General features: G+C 44.3%; 11 protein-coding genes. 10 read left to right on the top strand and 1 reads right to left on the bottom strand.

All coding sequences use genetic code 11. The features are described 5' to 3' along the window. Nucleotides 1–66: 66 nt before the first annotated feature. The 5 genes from AB4Z30_RS03255 to AB4Z30_RS03235 all read left to right on the top strand — a co-directional run bounded on the left by AB4Z30_RS03255 (nt 67) and on the right by AB4Z30_RS03235 (nt 8,187). Nucleotides 67–1,779 (top strand): RICIN domain-containing protein, encoded by a 1,713-nt coding sequence (locus tag AB4Z30_RS03255; protein WP_441923254.1) that lies wholly within the window; start codon nt 67–69, stop codon nt 1,777–1,779. 319 nt (nt 1,780–2,098) lie between these two features. Next, entirely contained in the window at nt 2,099–4,414 is a 2,316-nt protein-coding gene (locus AB4Z30_RS03250; protein ID WP_441923252.1) for a helix-turn-helix domain-containing protein, read from the top strand. Nucleotides 4,415–4,702: 288 nt separating this feature from the next. After that, nucleotides 4,703–5,557, top strand: coding sequence for an ABC transporter permease (locus AB4Z30_RS03245; RefSeq protein WP_123063785.1), 855 nt, complete (start codon nt 4,703–4,705; stop codon nt 5,555–5,557). 27 nt (nt 5,558–5,584) lie between these two features. After that, nucleotides 5,585–6,511, top strand: a complete 927-nt coding sequence (locus tag AB4Z30_RS03240) for a carbohydrate ABC transporter permease (protein WP_251503561.1) — start codon at nt 5,585–5,587, stop codon at nt 6,509–6,511. Between the two features lie 56 nt (nt 6,512–6,567). After that, entirely contained in the window at nt 6,568–8,187 is a 1,620-nt protein-coding gene (locus AB4Z30_RS03235) for an ABC transporter substrate-binding protein (protein ID WP_441924177.1), read from the top strand. Between the two features lie 120 nt (nt 8,188–8,307). Here the strand turns inward: AB4Z30_RS03235 and AB4Z30_RS03230 are convergent, their stop codons facing one another. Next, nucleotides 8,308–9,450 (bottom strand): glycosyl hydrolase family 8, encoded by a 1,143-nt coding sequence (locus tag AB4Z30_RS03230; protein WP_441923249.1) that lies wholly within the window; start codon nt 9,448–9,450, stop codon nt 8,308–8,310. Nucleotides 9,451–9,741: 291 nt separating this feature from the next. On the opposite strand from AB4Z30_RS03230, the gene AB4Z30_RS03225 reads away from it, so the two are divergent. The 5 genes from AB4Z30_RS03225 to bglS all read left to right on the top strand — a co-directional run bounded on the left by AB4Z30_RS03225 (nt 9,742) and on the right by bglS (nt 14,428). Further along, nucleotides 9,742–11,025 carry an SGNH/GDSL hydrolase family protein gene (locus tag AB4Z30_RS03225; RefSeq protein WP_441923247.1) on the top strand — a complete coding sequence of 428 codons (1,284 nt, stop codon included), beginning with the start codon at nt 9,742–9,744 and terminating at the stop codon, nt 11,023–11,025. 56 nt (nt 11,026–11,081) lie between these two features. After that, nucleotides 11,082–11,849, top strand: coding sequence for an alpha/beta hydrolase (locus AB4Z30_RS03220; RefSeq protein ID WP_441923245.1), 768 nt, complete (start codon nt 11,082–11,084; stop codon nt 11,847–11,849). 40 nt (nt 11,850–11,889) lie between these two features. Next, nucleotides 11,890–12,522 carry a glycoside hydrolase family 11 protein gene (locus AB4Z30_RS03215; RefSeq protein ID WP_441923243.1) on the top strand — a complete coding sequence of 211 codons (633 nt, stop codon included), beginning with the start codon at nt 11,890–11,892 and terminating at the stop codon, nt 12,520–12,522. Between the two features lie 99 nt (nt 12,523–12,621). Beyond that, complete coding sequence (locus tag AB4Z30_RS03210; protein WP_441923241.1) at nt 12,622–13,464, top strand: SUMF1/EgtB/PvdO family nonheme iron enzyme; 843 nt, start codon at nt 12,622–12,624, stop codon at nt 13,462–13,464. A gap of 250 nt (nt 13,465–13,714) precedes the next feature. Then, the gene (gene bglS, locus AB4Z30_RS03205; RefSeq protein ID WP_441923239.1) at nt 13,715–14,428 is read left to right on the top strand and encodes a beta-glucanase; all 714 of its coding nucleotides are present in this window, start codon (nt 13,715–13,717) and stop codon (nt 14,426–14,428) included. Nucleotides 14,429–14,583: the final 155 nt, after the last annotated feature.

Below are 14,583 nucleotides of genomic sequence, written 5' to 3'. Positions count from 1 at the left end.
TCAGGTTTGACGGCAGCTTCCTATCGCAGTAATGTAGGCCAATTTAATCAAACAGGAGGAATAGCAGTGAAAAAATTCATGATGTCTTGCAAGCTTTTACTCGTTCTGGCATTACTGATTACGATTGCTCCATGGGGAGGCAGCAAAGCAGATGCTTGGGTAGGTATGCCTATGGGGAAACTAAAAGTGAGTGGCAAAAACTTGGTCAACAGCAACAATCAACCTGTACTTCTCAATGGTTGGCATCAACCTTCCGGTGCATACTGGACGTATCAGGACAGTAATTATTACCTCAACCTTCATGGTAACAATCGTCATGCTGCAACATTGGCCTATCTGAAAGACATCACAGACACGTTTGCGGATACCAGTCCGAAATATGGCAGCAATCATGGCTGGAAAATGAATCAGGTACGTCTGTTCATTGATCGTCAGGATATGGGGGATGTAGCGGCAGGTACATACAACTTTGCAGGTGTGCAGACTGTGACACAGAACGTCATCATTCCTTATATTCAGTATGCAAAAACCAAAGGTGTATATGTCGTTCTGGGATTGGACTTCACCTTGAAGGATGATCAGGCTACGACAGCTGCCAACCTGCAGAAGTTTAATCAAATCTGGGGTTACCTTGCTTCCCGTCCAGAGATTAAAAGTGCAGACAACGTTCACTTCGAATTGATTAATGAGCCGGTGAAATCGTATGCCAACGGACACTGGGGTGGATACAACGGGGAAAATGATTTCGTAGATCATTGGAATGACCTGCGTAACTTCCAAAACTCCATGATCTCCACCATTCGTAATCAAGGTGCAGATAACGTCATCTGGGCCGCGGGTCTGGGTTACAATCAGTTCTACAGCCTGACAGCAAGCCATCCGCTGACGGACCCTCTGAACAACTACGGTTATGCGGTTCACTGGTATCCAGGTTACGGAGCCTATGACAACTTCAACATTCTGCAAGATCAATGGAACACCAATGTGAAGGCGGCTGCGGATAAATATCCAATTAACATCACAGAAGTGACATGGTTCAAAAACAAGCCAGGTGACTCAGCTTATTGGAATCTGTTCAACGGTAGTAATGAAGGTTTCGGAACGAATACCAAAAGAATTTTCAATGCGGCAGGTAATGTCAGCATCGCGGCTCATATGAATGGTTTTATCCTAGAACCGGGCGCACGCAGTTCATTCGCTGATCCAACCGCCGGACTGAAGTGGGATGGGGATGCTTCACGCAGTGCGATGGGACGATTCTTGTTCACTTGGTACAATGAGCGCTCCCAGAATTATGGTAGTGGTACACCAACCAATCCAACGAATCCGTCTACTGGTCTGGTGTCTGGTGCAACGTACAAAATTGTAGCGCGTCATTCCAATAAAGTAATTGATGTTCCTGGTGGTCAAGATCAGAACAACCTCCAATTACAACAATGGAGTGATCTTGGCGGCAATCCTCAGAAGTGGGTGCTGACTTCCATTGGTGGAGGAAACTACACGCTGACGAGTGTGAACTCAACCGATAAAGTAATCGACATTCGTAACGGTACACAGACTAATGGTGAAGCTGTGCAGCTCATGGCTAATCTGAATACAACTGCACAGCATTTTAAAGTGAATGATCTCGGCAATGGCTACTACAGCATTATCAACGTCAACAGTAATAAAGCCATTGAAGTTGAGAACGCTTCCACATTGGATGGAGCCAAACTGCAACAGAACACTTACACGGGTGCAACGAACCAACAGTGGAAATTTGTAGCCGTTAGTAATTAATTAACATCAATATTTACATCACTTAATTAGTGGAAACAAATAACCTTTTCAAGTCATCTGATGACCTGAGAAGGTTATTTGTATTGTATTTAAGTATGGTTGCAACCAAATTGGATGAACAGAAAGGTTGTTATTCATTGCCTTTGTCTCGTGAAGTTGCACATTACTCTGTAGAAATCAAGTATTGTATAGCTACAGGTGTAAATGTACCATAGGGAAGAAGTTGTACCTTCACTGTTCAGAAATGCCCGTTGTATCATGAAATGATGATCAATAACTTATAAATGTAAGCGCTTGATTAGAAAAAGGGGGGAGTACATTGAAGCTCCTATGGTCCAAATTTTCACCGATGTTCCGTCGTTTTTTAATTTCGTATGTAATCATTTTAATGATTCCACAGATCGCCGGATACGCGTCTTACCGCGCATCCATAGAAGCGGCGAGGGCCAGCTCAATCGAAAATAGTCTGAAGTCTCTGAATTTGGGAAAAGAAATCATTGAACGAAATCTGCTACTAGTCGAGGCGTTTACAAGGCAACTAGCCATCAATCAGGATCTGTACCGTTTAATTGCCGATCCCAAACCACTGGATACCTACAATGTTTACGGTATAGGTAAAATGCAGCGAAGTTTATCGATGTACAGCAGTACAAACGAATACTTATCTCATTTTTTTATTTACATTCCAAACTATAACGTCATTATTACACCCAATACGGTCTATTACAGGCCAGAACATTATTACGCAGCCAACGCGATGGAGGGTATGACCTTCGAACAGTGGAGCGAACATATTTTGAAAAAGCCACACTTTAATGAGATTATTCCACTTCAAAACTACAAACGTGAAATAAGCAGCAACTTGCGCACCACGGCACCGGCAATCACCTTTCTGCAATCCTTACCACTGAATAGTTTCAATAAACCACAGGCTACCATTGGTGTATTAATTGATGAAGATGAGATGGCAAGCCTGACGCAACATATCGTTGATCAGTATGGCGGCTGGACTTTGGTTAGAGATGCGAACGGTGAAATTATTTTCTCTCGCGGCATTGATGAAGGAGAAGCCCAGCGCCTAGCTCAACATGTTAGTGACGATTCGAATGAGGTACAACCAATTGAAGATGGGCGACTGCTCATATCCATTCATTCCGATCGAAACGGCTGGAGTTATATGGCGGGTATTCCCGAGAAAGCACTTATGACCAATGCAGATCAGATCAAAAAAGTGACATTGGTCTTCACACTTGCAACATTGACGCTTGGCTTAGGTTTTGGACTGATTCTGGCCTATCGAAACAGTGCACCCATCTATAAACTGTTGTCTGCCTTCCGAGAACAAGTCAGTGAGCCTTCAGATAAAAGGCGTAATGAGTATGATTTTCTGGCAAGCCATATTCATCATTTGATCGCTAATAATCAATCGTTGGAAAACGCGCTGAATGAACAAATTCCTCTCTTGCGAGACGGATTCATCAAACGTTTGCTTACAGGTGAGTTCTATACTACTCGTGAGCTGGAAGCCATTTCTTCTCAGACACAACTTTCCATTGAGAACAGCCAGGGAATCACTGGTCTGCTCAAGGTGAACGGTTATGCGAGTCTGGATAGTGAAGAAATGATTCAGGAGCTTGGTGTGGCGAAATTGATTATCCGACAGACGATGACAGAATGGAATGCCGATGTGCTGATAACAGACTGGGGCACAGATCAGATTGCTTTTATATGTCCTGTAACTGACATGCGGCTGGATAAAGTGATCCTTCATTGTGAGTCTGAACTCAGCAGATTAACCGAACTTATTTATACGGAATACCGGATATCAACAACAATCGGCACCGGAGCTGCATACGAAGTTTGGAACGACGTAGGCCGTTCATTTGATGAAGCCAAACAGGCCATGGAATATGCGATTCATATGGGAGTGGATGAACTCGTCCGATTCGAAGATACATTGAAAGAAAATGAAATGTACTATTATCCCATTGAGTCAGAACAGCGCTTGCTGAATACGATCAAGGCAGGAGAACTGGAAGAGTCTCTTCGTATTTTGGATCAGCTGTTTGGACGCAATTTCGAAGAACGCGAACTTTCCTATGAGATGGCACAGCAATTTATTATGGAGTTAAAGGGAACATACCTCAAACTGGATGAACCCAAAATCAAACACGATGATTCCTTTGCAGAAGAATACAAAAACGGTGTCACCAGTATTCAGATTACGGATTCCATTGCCGCCTTGCGGGGTAAATTCAAGCGCTTAACCGAAGACATGTGCAAAGAAGTGCTTCGGAAGAGATCATCTACACATGCGGATACCGTACAAGAAATTACGTGTTACATTGAAAATCATTATGGCGATGCGAATTTGACGATCTGCCGGATTTCCGAACATATGGGGAAATCCGAAAAATTCATCTCCCAACTATTCAAAGAACACACCGGAGAGAATCTTTCCGATTATGTGGAGCGGGTGAGAATCAATGCAGCATCTGAACTGCTTCGGGAAAGTGATCAGACCATCGATGAAATTGCACTTTCCACCGGATATAACAGTGCGCATTCATTCCGCAGAGCATTTAAGCGTGTACGCGGCATTTCACCAAGTGTATTTCGGAAGATGGATAATTAGGTCGGTAAATGTACGCTGAAAATATAGTATCTATACGTATAATGTACGCTGATTTCCGAGATGTACCTTTACGATTCCCTCAGCTCGAACTTATGATATGGGCACAAAGAAAGCGCTACCAAATAAAGGTGACGCTCACTTCAACCATAGGGTTCACAGACTGGGGGGATGATTCTGAGAACAACAATTACAAGTGAAAGCAAGTCCGGTGTGAAGGAGCGCAAGCGATCAACGTTACAGCATGCGCTAGCCAGAAGTTTCAGGAGGCATTGGCAGTTATATCTGCTTATTTTGCCTCCGGTGGTGTATTTTATCGTTTTCAAATATGTACCGATGGTGAATACGGTCCTCGCATTTAAGGATTATAACGTCATCAAAGGAATATGGGGGAGCCCTTGGGCTGGCACCAAGTATTTCGACCTGCTTTTCCAGAATCCCGCTTTTATGATGTTAATCAAAAATACGCTTCTCATCTCATTTTACAGTCTCATCGTCGGATTCCCGATCCCGATTTTGCTCGCACTGGCATTGAATGAAATCAAAAACATGAAGTTCAAGAAAACCGTGCAGATGGTAACCTACGCACCTTATTTCATATCCACGGTGGTTATGGTATCGATTATCATGTTATTCCTCTCACCGAGGCTTGGTATTGTCAATACTATAGCAGGCGCACTTGGCTTTGAATCGGTGAATTTCCTTGGTAATCCAGACATGTTCCGGTCGATCTATGTCTTTTCTGATGTGTGGCAGAGTATGGGATATTCAGCAGTCATCTATCTGGCTGCGCTTGCCGGTATTGACCCTTCATTGTATGAGGCCGCCAAAGTGGATGGGGCCAATCGGCTACAGAAGATTATTAACGTGGATTTGCCCGGCTTGTTGCCGGCAGCCGTCATTATTTTGATACTAAGTGTCGGAAATATCATGGCGGTGGGATTTGAGAAAATATATCTTCTGCAAAATCCTCTAAACTTGTCGGCTTCCGAGATTATCTCAACGTATGTGTACAAAATGGGACTACTCAATGCGAACTATAGCTTCGCTACAGCAGTTGGTTTGTTCAACTCAGTCATTAATCTCATCTTATTGTTAACTGTCAATGCAGCCGCAAAACGGCTGTCCAATACAAGCCTATGGTAACCACACGGAGGGGAGGAGACTTGAAGGATGTCTAATTTACAATCACAGGCAGGTCGTTCACGAGCGAACAAAAACCCTGTTATTAGAGAATCGCTTGGGGATCGTCTGTTTATTACGGCAATCTACATCATTCTGTCACTCGTGCTGGTTGCTGTGCTGTATCCATTGATCTACATCGTAAGTTCATCACTCAGCAGTCCGTCAGCCGTTTCTTCAGGCAAAGTATGGCTCTGGCCGGTTGATCTGTCATTCGAAGGGTACAAAGCTGTATTGCGAAATGAACAAGTGCTTATGGGATATGCAAACTCATTGTTTTATACAATTTGCGGTACGTTTATCAGCGTAGCGTTAACGATTATGATTGCTTATCCATTGTCCAAAAAGACTTTTGTCGGACGCAGCACGCTGATGATTTTCATTACGTTCACGATGCTCTTTGCTGGTGGTTTGATTCCAACGTATCTGGTTGTTAAATCCCTGGGACTCATCGATACACGCTGGGCACTTCTGATTCCAAATGCGATCTGGGTGTGGCAAGTCATTATTGCGCGAACCTTCTTTCAAAATTCCATACCGGATGAGCTGTCAGAAGCGGCTGATATCGATGGGTGCAGTGATATTCGGTTTATCTTCAGTGTCATATTACCACTTGCCAAGCCCATTGTGGCCGTGCTGTCGTTGATGTACGCGGTTGGTCAATGGAACGCCTATTTCGATGCACTGATTTATCTGAAATCGCAGTCGCTCTACCCGCTACAGCTGATTTTACGAAGTATTCTTATTCTTGGTAGCTCAGGCAATATGGACGCTTCCGAAATGATTAAACAACAGCAAATGGCTGAACTGATGAAGTACTCCTTGATTGTCATGGCTAGCTTGCCTGTTCTGATCATCTATCCTTTTGTACAGCGTTATTTCGTGCAAGGCATGTTAATCGGCTCAGTTAAAGGATAAGTTCAATCACAACTTTCATGAGGGAGAGGATTTTATTGAGGAAAACAAGTGCATGGATGCTCGCTTGTGTGTTGCTTCTTACGTTGGTACTTGCAGGTTGCTCGTCTTCGGAAAAAGGCAGTGGGGAAGTAGATGCAAACGGAAAAGTCCCAATGAATGTATTTGTGCACCAAGGATCGGATATGAACCTGGCTACGAATAAATTCACTAAGAAGATGGAGGAAAAGTTCAACATCAAATTTAATTGGACGACAGTTCCTTTTGACGGAGCAGCAGAAAAAAGACAGATTTCCCTTGCTTCCGGGGATTATCCAGATCTGTACCTGCTTATCCCTTGGGTGGATCGTTTCTCACAGACAGACTTGTTGAAGTTCGGGCAACAGGGTGTAATTCTGCCGCTGAACGATCTGATTGATCAGCATGCGCCTAACATCAAGAAGGTGCTGGATAGCAATGAGTATTACAAAGCGATGAATACCGCGCCTGACGGTAAAATATATGGACTGACCGGGCTGAATGAATGTTTCCACTGTTCGTATCCTAACAAGATGTGGGTCAATACCAAATGGATGGAGCAGCTGAATATCAAAGAACCAACAACGACAGAAGAGTTCCGGGAAATGCTGAAAGCGTTTAAAACAAAAGATCCGAACGGAAATGGCAAGGCAGATGAAGTACCACTGAGTGGTTCAACAGAGAACTTTGGTGTACACATTATTCCATACCTGATGAATGGTTTCATCTATGACGATGACCGGAATTACCTCATTCTGAATCAAGGCAAAGTGGAAACGGTAGCGAATAAACCGGAGTGGAAAGAGGGTCTTACGTACATCAAATCTTTATATGACGAGGGCTTAATTGATCCGGGTGCTTTTACACAGAATGTCGGTGCCTTTAAGAAAATTGGAGATAATGCCGATGCGCAGCTTCTGGGTGCAGGAGCGGCTATGCATCCTTCCTTGTTCGTGACTACAGCTGAAGGGTCACCGTACGGCAATGATTATAATCCGATTCCACCATTAAAAGGGCCTAACGCTGAATATGCATCATACAACTATCCGGTTGATCCTGGTGCAACATTTGTTTTAACGAACAAAGCCAGTGAGCAAACGCAGATTACAGCCATAAAAATGCTGGATTACTTCTATACGCAAGAAGGAGCTATGGCTTCATATCTGGGCGAAGAGGGCACAAGCTGGCGCAAACCGGAAGAGGGGGAAGTAGCCCTGAACGATCAGGTGCAACCACTCTATAAAGCCATTCCGCTTCCATCCGGGGAAGAGCCTCGGAATGACAGCTGGTCTGCGCTGAGCCAGTACAATCATCACCGGGCATATCGTGATGCAGAAGTACAGGGAACAGACATCTATGCTAATGATGGGTATGAACGTCGCCTGTACGAAGCTACATTGCTGATGGAAGGCAAGGAACCAAAAGAGGTATTCCCGCATTGGGCATTATGGGTTGATCCGTCCCTTGCGGATGAAACGAGCATGATGCAAACCAACATCAAGGATTATATTGACCAGAATGCGTTACAATTTGTTACAGGCGCAAAGAGCTTGGATAAAGACTGGGATGCGTATGTGAAAGGACTGGAAGGACTGAATATGAATCGTTATCTGGAGATTATGCAGTCCGCTTATGATGCTTCATCCGTATCATCCAAGTAAAGAGAAACGAATAAAAGACGAGCCAGACCACGAATATGAGGTCTGCTCGTCTTTTTAATCGTCATTAATCTAAAGCCAATGAAGGGTTAGAGATGCAGAGATAGCGCCAGAGTTCATTTCTTAGTAAATCCGATATCTTCCGCTTAATGCAAGCATCGTGAAGAAATAAAGACAGTTATCATAATAGCGACTTTTACCCTGGCGGAGAGGGGTGCTCCAGAATAGCCGGACAAAAGCATCGGCATGTAGACCATCTGCTGCCAGTGAAGCCATTGCGTTGGTGGCCAGCAAACCTATAGGATGTAGTGCGGGTTCGTCAAAAGGCTTACCTTCAATCGTGTAGCGGCGATAATCTGCTACGTCGATATTACTAAAAAAGGCTTGAATCCGACTGGATTGCTTCACTTGCCACGGATCTTTACGGAACCATTCCCAGTCCAGTGCGATATTCGCAGCGACACGGTAGGCATCACTATAGAAGTGCCTGAAATCCCCATGCGGCTGAATCGGAGCAGGGGTACCATCATAATTGGCATATTCCGGAGAAAGTCCGGTTATTGGATGACAGGCTGTACGCAAGTAAGCCCGGCTTGCTTCGGCAGCTTCTTTCCAGAATGTCTGATCTGCTTCATTTGCGTACTGGGCAAACAGTTCGTAGAAATGGGGGAGATGATAGGAAGGATCACTAAAAGGAGTCTCGGGAATGAACTTGATCAACTTGTTGCTCGGCTCCCACATGGGATCTCCTTCGCCTTCTTCGCCCTTATGCACACAGGCATGAAGGATCTTTCGGGCTTGAGATTTATAATCATAAGGAGCGGGTCCATCTCCCCAGCGATTGGATGCAAAGAACAAAGCCATAGCAAAAAACTCTTCGCCATCAGGAGCAGGCCCTGGAGATAGACTAGTCCCGTCAGGCTTGCAGTGCCACGCAAAATAATCCTTGTACCGTCCTTCTGTATGCTGCATGTACGTCACTGCATAATTCCACAAACGGTCAAATTCCTCTTTCTTATCCATCTGTACAGCCATCATCATGCCGTACGACATGCCTTCGGAACGAACATCGTCGTTACCCGTATCCAGCATATAAGCTTTGTCTTCGCCAACAGGATAGTAAATTCGTGTATGTTCGTCTCCATAGAACAGATCATTCCAAGTCTGTTCCAGTCTTGCGTTGATTTCTTCTTCGCTATACCCTAAATTGTGAAAAAGATTGACATATGTACCGGTCTCATAAGCGCCTTTTCCTGTGATATTCATGAGTTCCTCCTTCAAAATTGCTTCTATATGCAAGTATATCATTCGTAATACTACTCAAATTAAAGCGTTTACATGGAAAATTATAGGTGTGTTATTCCATCTATTTCCATTTTGTGATATGGATGATATATTTAGTCAAGTCCTATAATTTATCAGGTTGTTGTTAAATTATGTAAGCGCTACACTCGGAGAGAAGGAACCGCCTGATATCGACATCAATCAAGTCCAGGTTTCTTCACATAGTAATACTCAGAGTGCAAATTTTCGCTGGAAGGTTGGTGAGGATGTAACATGCTTGGCGATTCAGGAGATGTAGATGAGAATCAAGGGACCCATGCACCACGTGACCCCGTAGGAGTTACTGTTTCATCATTTGAGGCTGAATTTGATTATAACTCTCCGACTTATCTTGACATGATCGACAGATCACTCCTGAATTTAGGGAACAACGTCAGATTAAAGAGAGCTATCGAAAAAGCTAGACGTGGTGAACCTGTTGTCATTGCTTTTATTGGGGGATCGATTACTCATGGTGCTGGTGCGACACCGATTCATCTCCAAAGTTATGCCTACCACTCCTATGAACACTTCAAAAAAATGTTCGCTCCTGTGGACAGCGATGCAGTGCAGCTGATCAAGGCGGGTGTAGGCGGGACGCCTTCGCAACTTGGCGTCATTCGTTATGAGCGGGATGTGCTCCGGGATGGCAGCGTGCAGCCGGACATTGTCATTATCGAGTTTGCGGTAAACGATGCTGACGATGAGACGCGTGGAAACTGTTACGAAAGCTTAGTGTTGAAAGCGCTTGCTTCAGATAACGAGCCAGCGGTCATCCTGCTTTTCAGTGTGTTCAAAAATGATTGGAATCTTCAGGACCGTCTCGCTCCTGTGGGCTTTCATTATGATCTGCCTATGGTGAGCATGAAGGATGCTCTTGTAGAGCAATTTCAGAAAACGAAAGATGAAGGTGGCGTTATATCTAAAGAACAGTACTTCCATGATATTTATCATCCTACCAATGTGGGACATCGGATCATGGCGGACGCACTGGGGAATTTATTTCGTGTTACAGATCGTACAAATCTCGATCAGAAAGAAGATGAATTAACGGAGTTACCGATTATTGGAAATGATTATGTGAATGTCAAACTGTTGGATCGGAAAAACGGAGAACAGATCGCCCAGATTGAACCAGGCAGCTTCTGTCTCATAGATAGTGAGCTACAGATGACCGAGATGGACGATCATGATTATGGTACACCGCTTTTTCCGAATAACTGGATGTATGTTCCTGGTGAAACAGCAGGTGACAAAGGTTTCGAGCTGCATTTGCGGTGCAGCCGGCTCATCCTGATCTTTAAAGACTCGGACAGTGATAAGTTCGGAACGGCCCACATTAAAGTGGATGGGGAACTTGTCAAAGAGGCGGATCCGCACCAAGTAAACTGGACCCACTGCCATGCCATGCTTCTATTCAGTAACAAAGAAGTGGGAAAACATGTTATCGAGATTGACATGGCACCTGGACAGAAGGACAAGCAGTTCACGATTTTAGGTTTTGGTTACGTTGATTAGCGGGAACTTGATTTGAGGTTTAGAGGACTTTGCTAACCGTGAAGGGAGTGAGACGAATGATAGCTTCAGCATCTGCTGGTTTTGACCAGTATCGTGATAACATAACACGCGGCGTAGTTGAAACGATAGAGTATGATTCCAAGACGGTTGGCAACGTGCGTAAAGCGATGGTATATACGCCGCCTGGCTTTTCTTCGGAGCTTACCTATCCTGTACTATATCTGTTGCACGGAATTGGAGGGGATGAGAAGGAGTGGCATACCTATGGCTCTCCAGCAATCATCCTGGACAACCTCTATGCCGATCAACTCATCCAGCCAATGATTGTTGTTTGTCCTAATGGGCGCGCAATGTCTAATGACCTTGCAGAAGGTGACCTCTTTGATCCTGAGAAAATTCGGGCATTTGAACACTTTGAATCGGATCTCATTCAGGATCTTATCCCGTATATGGAGTCCCGTTACCCGGTAGCTCAAACGAGGGACAAAAGAGCCATTGCAGGCTTGTCCATGGGTGGAGGACAGTCTTTAAACATTGGACTACGTAATCTGGATCATTTTGCATGGGTCGGTGCCTTTTCAGCAGCGCCGAACACCAAAGCACCGGAAGTTCTTGTTCCAGACCCTGCTAAAGCGACATCACTTCTGTCATTACTCTGGGTGTCTTGTGGTGATCAGGATAATCTGATTCAGATTAGTGTTGATGTTCATGAGTATATGAAGCAGTATGGCGTACCTCATATTTGGTATGAAGAAAGCGGAGGGCACGACTGGCCCGTGTGGAAAAATGATCTGTTTCTTTTTTCCCAGCGCCTCTTCAGATAAGTAAACTACAAAAAATAAAAATATCAGGAGGGTTTTCCCTATGTTCAAATTCGGCAAAAAATTGTTGACGGTTGTTCTTGCAGCTTCCATGAGTTTTGGTGTATTCGCCGCTACGACAGGTGCTACAGATTACTGGCAGAACTGGACAGATGGCGGGGGTAACGTTAATGCTGTGAACGGTTCTGGTGGAAATTACAGCGTAACTTGGCAAAATACCGGGAATTTCGTCGTTGGTAAAGGTTGGACTTACGGCACGCCTAATCGAGTAGTTAACTATAATGCTGGTGTATTTTCACCTTCCGGCAATGGTTATCTGACGTTCTATGGCTGGACCCGTAATGCGCTTATTGAGTACTATGTGGTAGATAACTGGGGCACATACCGCCCGACAGGAACTTACAAAGGCACGATGACTAGTGACGGTGGTACGTATGACATTTATACTACCATGAGATACAATCAGCCATCGATTGACGGGTATTCAACATTCCCTCAATATTGGAGTGTAAGACAATCTAAACGTCCAATCGGTGTAAACTCCCAAATTACGTTCCAGAATCACGTAAATGCGTGGGCGAGCAAAGGAATGTACTTGGGTAACAGCTGGTCGTATCAAGTTATGGCAACTGAAGGATATCAAAGCAGCGGTAGCTCAAACGTGACTGTTTGGTAAGCGCTCTCCTTTCAAACGACTAGTCTACAACACAGGCAAGGCAGGTCTGTGATCTGTCTTGCTCTCTATTTCAGTATCAAAGTCAAAGGAGACATATCGATGAGAAAGTGGTTTATATTGCTGCTCATAGCAGCAGTTGCCGGTCTAAGTGCTTGTTCAACGAGCAGTAATACCACTGTAAGCGATGATCTTGTACTGGTTGAAGGAGGTAAATTCAAGACTAGCAAATCAAGCTATACTGATAAGGACATTACACTGTCTGACTTTTATATTGGCAAATACGAGGTGACACAGAAGCAGTGGATGGAAGTTATGGGGGACAATCCCTCTGGTTTTAAAGGTGAAGAGCGGCCCGTTGAACGAGTGACCTGGTATGATGCAATAGAATATTGCAACGCACGGAGCGTTAAGGAAGATCTGAAGCCGTATTACACCGTCGATAAAGAAACTATGGACCCCGAGAATAAAAATGGAAATGATAATATAAAATGGACAGTAACCATAAATGAAGAAGCAAACGGGTATCGCCTGCCAACTGCAGCAGAGTGGGAATACGCGGCGAGTGGAGGCCAGAAAAGCCAGAATTATACCTATAGCGGAAGCAACAATCCAGATGAAGTGGCATGGTACTGGATGAATGCCGGTGAAAAACCGTTAACAGGAGACTGGAATTGGCCTGCCATCGAAAACAATCGAAATCAAACGAAGCCAGTCGGTCAGCAAAAGGCCAATGAACTAGGCATTTATGATATGTCTGGTAATGTTAGAGAATGGTGCTGGGAATGGCACAGCCATCCGGAAACCCCGGACAACACCTGGAGAGTCAGCAAGGGAGGCGGCTGGGTCAGTAGTGTAAATACAGCAGAGATTTCATATCCAGGAAAATTCGATGCGAATGGCCTTGGTCCCGATCAGGGATTACGAGTCGTGCGTAATAAATAACGAGGCCCGTTCATTTAAAATGGGCCTTTTGGCATTTCGTCACGGAAAGGCAGACCAATCTTTAAAAATGAATATGCTTTCTTTAAACTTTGCTATAGTTCATTCTTCGTACTGGATATAAAATGGAAACACCAACCAATGTAAGCGCTTTATAAGATGATGAAATCGCTCACATGCTGTTAAATCTAAGAGCGAAAGGGAGTTGCATTGATTTGTTTACATGGTTGGAATCAAAGGTGGAGGTGTATTGATGAAGAGGAAGACATGGTTCACATTAATGGTATCGGGTGTGGTTTCACTATTTATTTCGGTAAGTGCTTTCGCAGGGTGGGTGTTTTGGGAACCACTGACGTATCACAATGCAAGCACTTGGCAGAAGGCTGATGGGTATTCCAACGGTTCCATGTTCAACTGTACGTGGCGGGCGAATAATGCTAATTTTACGAATGACGGCAAGCTGCGGTTGAGTCTGACAAGCCCTTCAARCAACAAGTTTGATTGTGGAGAATATCGGTCAACGAATACTTACGGGTATGGTCTGTATGAAGTAAGCATGAAACCTGCTAAAAATACAGGGATTGTATCCTCCTTTTTCACCTATACCGGTCCTGCTCATGGTACACAATGGGATGAGATTGATATCGAGTTCCTAGGGAAAGACACAACGAAAGTCCAATTCAATTATTATACAAACGGCGTTGGAAATCATGAGAAAATCGTAAATCTGGGCTTCGATGCGTCCCAGGGATTCCACACGTATGCGTTTGATTGGCAGCCAGGTCACATTAAGTGGTACGTCGACGGTGTGCTTAAACATACTGCTACAACCAATATTCCGAAAACACCAGGTAAAATTATGATGAATATCTGGAATGGAACTGGTGTCGACAGCTGGCTTGGGTCATATAATGGTGCTAATCCATTGCATGCCGAATATGATTGGGTGAAATATACGAGTAATTAACAGGAGATCACGATCACATACAACCAGCGCAATAAACTGCATGAAACAGAGGAGCGGATTACTTCCGAATTCCTCTGTTTTTTTATGATCATTTTCAACCTTTACAGAACAAACGAAACGTAAGATGATGAAGGAAAAGGGTGAAGTCGATTTCA

The sequence above is a fragment of the Paenibacillus sp. 2TAF8 genome (genome assembly GCF_052114825.1).
In the GTDB taxonomy this organism is placed as follows: domain Bacteria; phylum Bacillota; class Bacilli; order Paenibacillales; family Paenibacillaceae; genus Paenibacillus.
This window is presented reverse-complemented; position numbering and strand designations above follow the sequence as displayed.

Bases quoted from the DNA above. Each gene is read 5' to 3' on its own strand.
- AB4Z30_RS03215 (WP_441923243.1), top strand. From the start codon at position 11,890: ATGTTCAAATTCGGCAAAAAATTGTTGACGGTTGTTCTTGCAGCTTCC.
- AB4Z30_RS03235 (WP_441924177.1), top strand. From the start codon at position 6,568: ATGCTCGCTTGTGTGTTGCTTCTTACGTTGGTACTTGCAGGTTGCTCG.
- AB4Z30_RS03225 (WP_441923247.1), top strand. From the start codon at position 9,742: ATGCTTGGCGATTCAGGAGATGTAGATGAGAATCAAGGGACCCATGCA.
- AB4Z30_RS03230 (WP_441923249.1), bottom strand. From the start codon at position 9,450: ATGAATATCACAGGAAAAGGCGCTTATGAGACCGGTACATATGTCAAT.
- AB4Z30_RS03210 (WP_441923241.1), top strand. From the start codon at position 12,622: ATGAGAAAGTGGTTTATATTGCTGCTCATAGCAGCAGTTGCCGGTCTA.
- AB4Z30_RS03220 (WP_441923245.1), top strand. From the start codon at position 11,082: ATGATAGCTTCAGCATCTGCTGGTTTTGACCAGTATCGTGATAACATA.
- AB4Z30_RS03240 (WP_251503561.1), top strand. From the start codon at position 5,585: ATGTCTAATTTACAATCACAGGCAGGTCGTTCACGAGCGAACAAAAAC.